The organism is Achromobacter sp., from assembly GCF_032113835.1.
Classification (GTDB): domain Bacteria; phylum Pseudomonadota; class Gammaproteobacteria; order Burkholderiales; family Burkholderiaceae_B; genus Achromobacter.
This window is the reverse complement of record NZ_DAMCTG010000013.1, coordinates 77,361-84,699: the sequence shown is the minus strand read 5'-3', so window position 1 is coordinate 84,699 and position 7,339 is coordinate 77,361. Positions and strand designations below refer to the sequence as shown.

The following is a 7,339-nucleotide window of genomic DNA, read 5'->3' as shown; positions in this document are numbered from 1 at the left end:
CGCGACGCGTACGCAAACCGGCCCCGGTCGCGGAACGGATGCACCAGCGAAATGAACAGCGTGCCGCCCGGCGCGAGCACACGCCGGGCTTCGCGCAGCGCGGCCGGCACGTCGTCGACGTCCATCAGCACGTTGTAGGCGATCACCAGATCGAATGCGCCGTTGGCGAATGGCAGTTGGGCGGCAGGCGCCACCGCATAGTCGTCGGCGGACTGCGCCGCGCGCGCCGCATCGACCATCGCGGCCACCGCATCGGTGGCGGTGACGCGATACCCCAACGCGCGCGCTTCGCGGCTGATGCGCCCTTCGCCGCAACCGATCTCCAGCGCCCGGCCGCGCCCGGCGCCCAGATAGTCCACAAAGCCGTCGCGGTACGCCCAGAAAGCGTCGTGCCCCGGCGTGCCCGCCCACGCAATCCACTGATCCACCACCGCCGCCCAATGCGCGTGGTCGGGGGTCTGCTCTGCCATGTCTCCTCCCTTGCGGCCGGCCCTGCGCCGGCGCCGGCCTACTATACCCACCTCGACGTCTGCTCACGACGGTGTCAGACACCCGCACGAAAGGTCATCATCATGCGACGGCCCACAACGGGTGTCAGACACCGTTGAGGCCCCCGTCATGGGAGCCCCGTTAAGCCCTATCGCAGGTGTCTGACACCCGCATGAGACGACCGGCAACCTACGACGTCCTTCACCGGGTGTCAGACACCGTCCCCCCAGCGAGCACTCCCGCCCGTCACGAAGCCTTCCGCCCGATAAGTTAAGGTGTAGCCCCACACCCCTTGTCTCTTCATTCCTGGAGTACCGAATGACCGGATTGTTCATCGTGGTGGCGGCGCTGGCGTTTCTGATGCTGGCGGCGTATCGAGGTTATAGCGTCATCCTGTGCGCGCCCATCGCGGCCATGGGCGCGGTCCTTTTGACAGACGCGTCAGCGCTGGCGCCCGTGTTCTCGGGCATCTTCATGGAGCGCATGGCGGGCTTCGCCAAGCTCTATTTCCCCGTCTTCCTGCTGGGAGCGGTGTTCGGCAAGCTCATCGAACTGTCGGGCTTTTCGCGCGCCATCGTGCAGGCGGTGCTGCGGCTGATCGGCGCCGAACGCGCCATCGTCGCCATCGTGCTGGTGTGCGCGGTGCTGACGTACGGCGGCGTGTCGCTGTTCGTGGTGGTGTTCGCGGTCTATCCGTTTGCCGCCGAGATGTTCCGCCAGGGCGGCATCCCCAAGCGCCTGATGCCGGGCGCGATCGCGCTGGGCGCCTTCACCTTCACCATGACGGCGCTGCCCGGCACGCCGCAGATCCAGAACATCATTCCCACCACGTTCTTCGAGACCACGACCTGGGCCGCGCCCTGGCTCGGTCTCATCGGCGCCGCGTTCACGCTGACCACCGGCATCGCCTACCTGGAATGGCGCCGCAAGCGCGCCGCCGCGGCCGGCGAGACCTATGGCACGGACCTGCGCAACGAGCCCGCGACGCCAACGGGCGAACGCAATCATCATCCGCTGATCGCGCTGCTGCCGCTGGTGGTGGTGGGCGTGATGAACTTCCTGCTGACGCGCTGGATCCCGGGCTGGTATCCGGCCGGTGCCGAAGTCGACCTGCCCGGGCTGGCCAAACCCCTGCCCGTCAACGCCGAGGAGCAGGTGGCGCTGTGGGCCGTGATGGGCGCGCTGATCGCGGGCATCGTCACCATCCTGTTGTTCTCGTTCCGCGCCATCAAGTCGCATTTCGCGGAAGGCAGCAAGAGCGCCGTGTCGGGCGCGCTGCTGGCGTCGATGAACACCGCGGCCGAATACGGGTTTGGCGGCGTCATTGCCGCGCTGCCGGGCTTTCTGCTGGTCGCGCAGGCCTTGAAGGCCATTCCCGATCCGCTGGTGGGCGAAGCCGTCGCCGTGACGACGCTGGCCGGCATCACGGGCTCGGCCTCGGGCGGCATGAGCATCGCGCTCGCTGCGATGTCCCAGACCTTCATCGACGGCGCGCTGGCGGCAGGCATCCCGATGGAGGTGCTGCACCGGGTCGCCGCCATGGCGAGCGGCGGCATGGACACGCTGCCGCACAATGGCGCGGTCATCACGCTGCTGGCCGTCACCGGCCTCACGCACCGCCAATCCTATGGCGACATCTTCGCCATCACCCTGATATCGACGATGTCCGTGTTCCTGGTGATCGGCGTGTTCTACCTGACCGGCATCGTCTGATCGAACGCGGCGGCGAACACGCCCGCCAGCCACTGCGTGAACACGCGCACCCGCGCCGGCACCTGCCGGTTCTGCGGGGTCAGCACGGAAACCGGCATGGGCGCAGGCGGCGCGTGGGGCAGCACGATCTTCAGGTGCCCCGCCGCCAGTTCACGCTCGACGCGGTAGCGCGGCACCTGCACCAGCCCCAGACCGGCCAGCGCCGCGCTGGTATAGAGTTCGGCCCCGCTCACGCTGACGACGGCACGCGGGCGCACCTGCACGATGCGACCGTCCACCAGGAAATCCAGCGGCACGGCGCGGCCCGTCACGCTGGACACGTAATCCACGGCCAGATGATGTTCCAGCGCCTGCACGCCGTCCGGCACGCCGTGGCGAGCCAGATAGGCCGGGCTGGCCACCGTCACCTGCGGCATCTGCGCAATCACCCGCCCGACCAAAGTGGAGTCCTGCGGCACACCCGCGCGCAGCACGCAGTCCACGCCTTCGCGCACCAGATCCACCAGCCGGTCGTCCTCGCCCAGATGCAGGGCAATGTCGGGGTAGCGCTGCAGAAAGTCCGGCAGGCCGGGCATCACGAAGAACCGGGCAAGCGTGCCCTGGGCGTTCACCCGCAACAACCCCTTGGGCGCGGTGTCCAGAAACGCGCCATCGGCCTCTTCCAGATCGGCCAGCAGCCGCACGCAGCGCTGGTAATGGGCCTCGCCGTCGTGCGTCAGCCGGACCTGCCGCGTGGTGCGGTCAAGCAGCCGCGCGCCCAATCGGGCCTCCATGCGCTTGATCAGGTTGGTGACGGTGGCGCGCGGAATGCGCAGGTCGTCCGACGCCTTCGTGAAACTGCCCCGCTCGGCGATGCGCACGAACACCTGCATTTCCTGGAATCGATCCATGCCTTGCCTGCCAATTGTTAAAGCAAATGAAATTATCTTAGCAAAGCAGGCGTAATTATCTTTGGATCGCAATAGTCGATCATACGTCTCACCTACCCGACCAAGGAGAGAACTCATGAACGACCAAGCTTCCCCGCGTGTTGCCCTCGTCACCGGCGGATCCCGCGGCATCGGCGCCGCCATCGTGCGCCGTCTGGCGAAAGACGGCTTTGCCGTCGCCATCAACTACGCTTCCAGCGCCGCCGAAGCCGACGCGCTGGCCGGCGAAGTCCGCCAGACCGGTGGACGCGCCCTGGCCGTGCGCGCCGATGTCGCCAAGCCCGATGACGTGCGCGCGATGTTCGATGCCGTCCACGGCGAATTCGGCCGGATCGACGTGCTGGTCAACAGCGCGGGCGTGCTGCAGGTGCAGCCGCTGGCGGAAACCAGCGACGACCTGTACGACCGGACCTTCGACATCAACACCCGCGGCACCTTCAACACGCTGCGCGAGGCCGCTGCCCGACTGGCCGATGGCGGCAGCATCGTCAACGTGTCCAGCACCACCGTCGCACTCAACCTGCCCGGCTACTCGGTCTACATCGCCAGCAAGGCTGCCGTCGAAAGCCTGACGCAGGTCTTCGCCAAGGAACTGCGCGGCCGTCAGATCAGGGTGAACGCCGTCGCTCCCGGCCCCGTCGCCACCGAACTGTTCTTCAAGGGCAAGAGCCCGGAACTGATCGAGCACTACGCCAAGATGCCGCCGCTGGAACGCCTGGGCCAACCGGATGACATCGCGGGCATCGTCTCGTTCCTGGCGGGACCCGACAGCGGGTGGGTCAATGGCCAGATCGTGCGTGCGAATGGCGGCGTGGCCTGAAAATTTTTCGCACGCGCCGACGCGGACGGCATGCGCGCACTCATCCCAACGCACGAGCCCGGCCCTTCGGCCGGGCTTTTCTTTCACGGCGCTGAATGCCGCATATTTGCTGATGTCCTCATCCGTATTACCCATGCACGCCTCGCCCGATGGGCCGAGGCGTCCTCGGCAGTTTTCAAATTTTCCGATCCCGCGCTCGGGACTTTGATTTACGGAAAAGTCTGGCCAGTTGGACGAGGTTTGCATGAGACGGAGTCCGTAAGCCGTGGTTTAGCCTGACCCGGCAGTACTCCGACTCACCTTGATCGATTGGACGAAAGCAATGAATCAACTCATTCATCCGGACTGCCACCCCTTTACCGCCGCAGGCAATCTGAAGCAGATCTCCGCGTATTACGAGGAAGGTCGCCGTGTCATGTGGATGATGCTGCGCGCGCAACCGCGCCCGTGCTTTAACCATGAACTCATCGACGAGATCATGACCCTGGCGCGTGCCGCCAAGGACTCCGGCCTGCCCATCGACTTCTGGGTCACGGGCTCGCTGGTGCCGCAGATCTACAACGTCGGCGGCGACCTGAACTTCTTTGCCGAGGCCATCCGCACCGGCAAGCGCGAGGCGCTGCGGGCCTATGCCCGTGCATGCGTCGACTGCGTGCATGCCGCCACGCGCGGTTTTGACACCGGCGCCATCTCGCTGGCCATGATCGAAGGCACCGCGCTGGGCGGCGGCTTCGAGGCCGCGCTGGCCCACCACTTCGTGCTCGCGCAGAACAATGCGCGCATGGGCTTCCCTGAAATGGCGTTCAACCTGTTCCCCGGCATGGGCGGCTATTCGCTCGTCGCGCGCCGCTCCGGCATGAAGCTGGCCGAAGAGCTGATCAGCACCGGCGAATCGCACACGGCCGAGTGGTACCACGGCCGCGGCCTGGTGGACGTGCTGTTCGAGCCGGGCGAGGCCTTCAAGGCCACGCGCACCTTCATCGACGTGATGCGGCCCAAGCTCAACGGCATGCGCGCCATGCTGCGCGCCCGTCAGCGCGTGCTGGCCCTGCCGCGTGCCGAGCTGATGGACATCACCGAGGACTGGGTCGAGGCCGCCTTCTCCATCGATCCGAAGGACCGCGCCTACATGGAGCGGCTGGTGATGGCGCAGAACCGCCGCACGGCGAGCAGTTCAGAGGCCACCGAAGTGGCCACCATGCACTGATCCGGCGGCGCGCCGCCGGTTGCGTCAAGCAATCAGATGCAGCCGGCGGCGCTGCGCCAGCCAGGCGGTGAGCTCTGCCGCGGGCATGGGCTTGGCGTACAAATAGCCCTGCTTGGCGTCCACGCCCAGGGTGTCCAGGAAGACCGTCTCTTCCTGGGTTTCCACGCCCTCGGCAATCACCTGGAGCTCGAGCGTGCGCGCCACGGCGACGATGGCGCGCGCAAGCGCCTGCGACACCGGATTCTCGTTGACGCCCCGCACGAAGCTGGCGTCAAGCTTGATCGCGTCCAACGGAATGCGCGCCAGCTGCGACAGTGACGAGTAACCCGTGCCGAAATCGTCCAGGTGCACGCGCGCACCCAGCTGCCGGAACTGCTTGATGAGTTCGATGGCGGCGTCTTCATCGTCGATCAGGCAGCTTTCCGTGAGCTCGATGTCGACCAGGCAGGGGTTGAGGTCCGCGTCGTTGATGGCGCGCATAAATTCGCTGACCACGCCCTTGTCGTCCAGCTGGCGGGCCGACATGTTGATCGCGATGCGCAGGTTCAGGCCCTCGCGCTTCCAGGCTGCCGCCTGCCGGGCGGCTTCGCGCATCACCCAGACGCCCAGCGGCGAGATGAGGCCCGATTCCTCGGCATAAGGGATGAAGGTATCGGGGCCAACCATGCCGCGCTCGGGCGAACGCCAGCGCACCAGCGCTTCCACGCCGTCGACCTCTCCCGTGCGGCCGACCAGCTTGGGCTGGTAGTACAGCATCAGGTGGTTCTCGGCCAGCGCCTTGCGAAGGTTCGTGTCCAGCCACACATAGTCCGCGTTGCGGCGGTCCATGTCGGGCTGGAACACGCGATACGTGTGGCGGCCCGCCTCCTTGGCCACGTACATGGCGATATCCGCGCTGCGCACCACGCTGTCCAGGTCGGCGCCGTGATCGGGATACATCGCGATGCCGATGGAGCAACTGGTGTAGACCTCGATGAGGCCCTGGCGGAACGGTTCGCGCAGCCGCTCGATGATGCGCTGCGCGGTGGCTTCCAGTTGCCAGGCCTGCGCCTCTTCCTGCAGCACGATGAACTCGTCGCCGCCCAGGCGTGCCAGCGTCTGGCCGTCGGACAGGCAGTTCGAGATGGCGACCGACACCGCTTTCAGCAGCCGGTCGCCGAAGCCGTGGCCGTAGTGGTCGTTGATACGCTTGAAGTTGTCCAGGTCCAAGAACAGCACGCCGCCCCGCCCTTCCCGGCCCGCCGCCAGCGCCGCCTTCAGCCGCGACGTGATCGCGTGGCGATTGGGCAGGTTGGTCAGCATGTCGGTGTTGGCCAGCACCCGCAGGCGCTCCTGCGCCTGGCGCTCTTCGGTAATGTCGGTGCCCGAGCAGATCAGGTAGACCCGCTTTTCGCCGCTGCCGCTGGTGACGAACTTGTTGCGGAACAGGAACAGGCGCGGACCCTTGACGGTGTTGATCGTGCGCTCAACCTCGTACGACTGGCCACGCTTGTAGAACTCGGCGATATTGCGCCGCGAGGCAATGGCCTCCTCGCGCGTCATGAACATGTCGAAGACGCTGCGGCCCACGATGTCCTGCTCGCGCTTGCCGGTGTATTCCTCGCTCAGCTTGTTGAAACGCTGCACGCGCCCGTTCTGGTCGACGATGACGATGACCGAATTGGCTTCGGACACCACCGTTTCGGCGAACGACAGGCCTTCGACGAGGTCCTTGGCGACGGATTCGGTGTCGGTGTGGGCCGATGCGGTGCCGGCCCATTCGTTGGGATTGATCTTGCGGCCGACCAGGTGCAGATGCAGCAGATCACCGTACAGCAGGATGTCGATCCGCACGCTCGACGTGATGCCCGTCAGGCTGCGCACGGCTTCGGCCTGATCCGGGCGCAAGGCCATGGCGATATTGGTTGCGCCCTTGACTGCGGCGAGTTCAATCGCATCGCTATCGGCGGACAACCGCCAATATGGGCTATGCGTACCGAAATGCGTGTGCAGGATCGATTTTTCGTCCTGGTTCTCAGTCATTGGTATCCCCCCGCCGTCCTAAGGCCCGCGAAACACATTACGGGCTACTGAATTTGGGGTCAACCACATTGTCAAGCCCCAAAAAAGCTTTATTGCGGTTTATTGCATAGGTGTTCGTGGCGTCAATGCAATTCTCTGAAATACAGCAGCTTTCCCAGC

Annotated in this window: 6 protein-coding genes; 3 read left to right on the top strand and 3 right to left on the bottom strand. The window is 65.7% G+C overall.

Annotation, left to right across the window (positions count from 1 at the left end; translation table 11 throughout):
• Window positions 1–470: class I SAM-dependent methyltransferase (locus RT697_RS07830; RefSeq protein ID WP_313697917.1), on the bottom strand; the 470-nt coding region annotated here is incomplete at its 3' end.
• 337 nt (window positions 471–807) lie between these two features.
• Between RT697_RS07830 and RT697_RS07825 the strand changes: the two genes are divergently transcribed.
• Entirely contained in the window at window positions 808–2,202 is a 1,395-nt protein-coding gene (locus tag RT697_RS07825) for a GntP family permease (protein ID WP_313697915.1), read from the top strand.
• Here RT697_RS07825 and RT697_RS07820 read toward each other — a convergent pair.
• Window positions 2,181–3,092, bottom strand: coding sequence for a LysR family transcriptional regulator (locus RT697_RS07820; protein ID WP_313697913.1), 912 nt, complete (start codon window positions 3,090–3,092; stop codon window positions 2,181–2,183). The genes RT697_RS07825 and RT697_RS07820 overlap by 22 nt on opposite strands.
• Before the next feature lie 115 nt (window positions 3,093–3,207).
• Here RT697_RS07820 and RT697_RS07815 point away from each other — a divergent pair, with 115 nt between their 5' ends.
• Both RT697_RS07815 and RT697_RS07810 read left to right on the top strand, forming a co-directional pair.
• Window positions 3,208–3,951: an SDR family oxidoreductase gene (locus RT697_RS07815; RefSeq protein ID WP_313697911.1), complete on the top strand. Its 744-nt coding sequence runs from the start codon at window positions 3,208–3,210 to the stop codon at window positions 3,949–3,951.
• A gap of 322 nt (window positions 3,952–4,273) precedes the next feature.
• Window positions 4,274–5,158 carry a crotonase/enoyl-CoA hydratase family protein gene (locus tag RT697_RS07810; RefSeq protein ID WP_056569915.1) on the top strand — a complete coding sequence of 295 codons (885 nt, stop codon included), beginning with the start codon at window positions 4,274–4,276 and terminating at the stop codon, window positions 5,156–5,158.
• A 24-nt stretch (window positions 5,159–5,182) separates the two neighbouring features.
• On the opposite strand, the gene pdeR is transcribed toward RT697_RS07810, so the two are convergent.
• The gene (gene pdeR, locus RT697_RS07805; protein WP_313697909.1) at window positions 5,183–7,180 is read right to left on the bottom strand and encodes a cyclic di-GMP phosphodiesterase; all 1,998 of its coding nucleotides are present in this window, start codon (window positions 7,178–7,180) and stop codon (window positions 5,183–5,185) included.
• Window positions 7,181–7,339 lie beyond the last annotated feature (159 nt).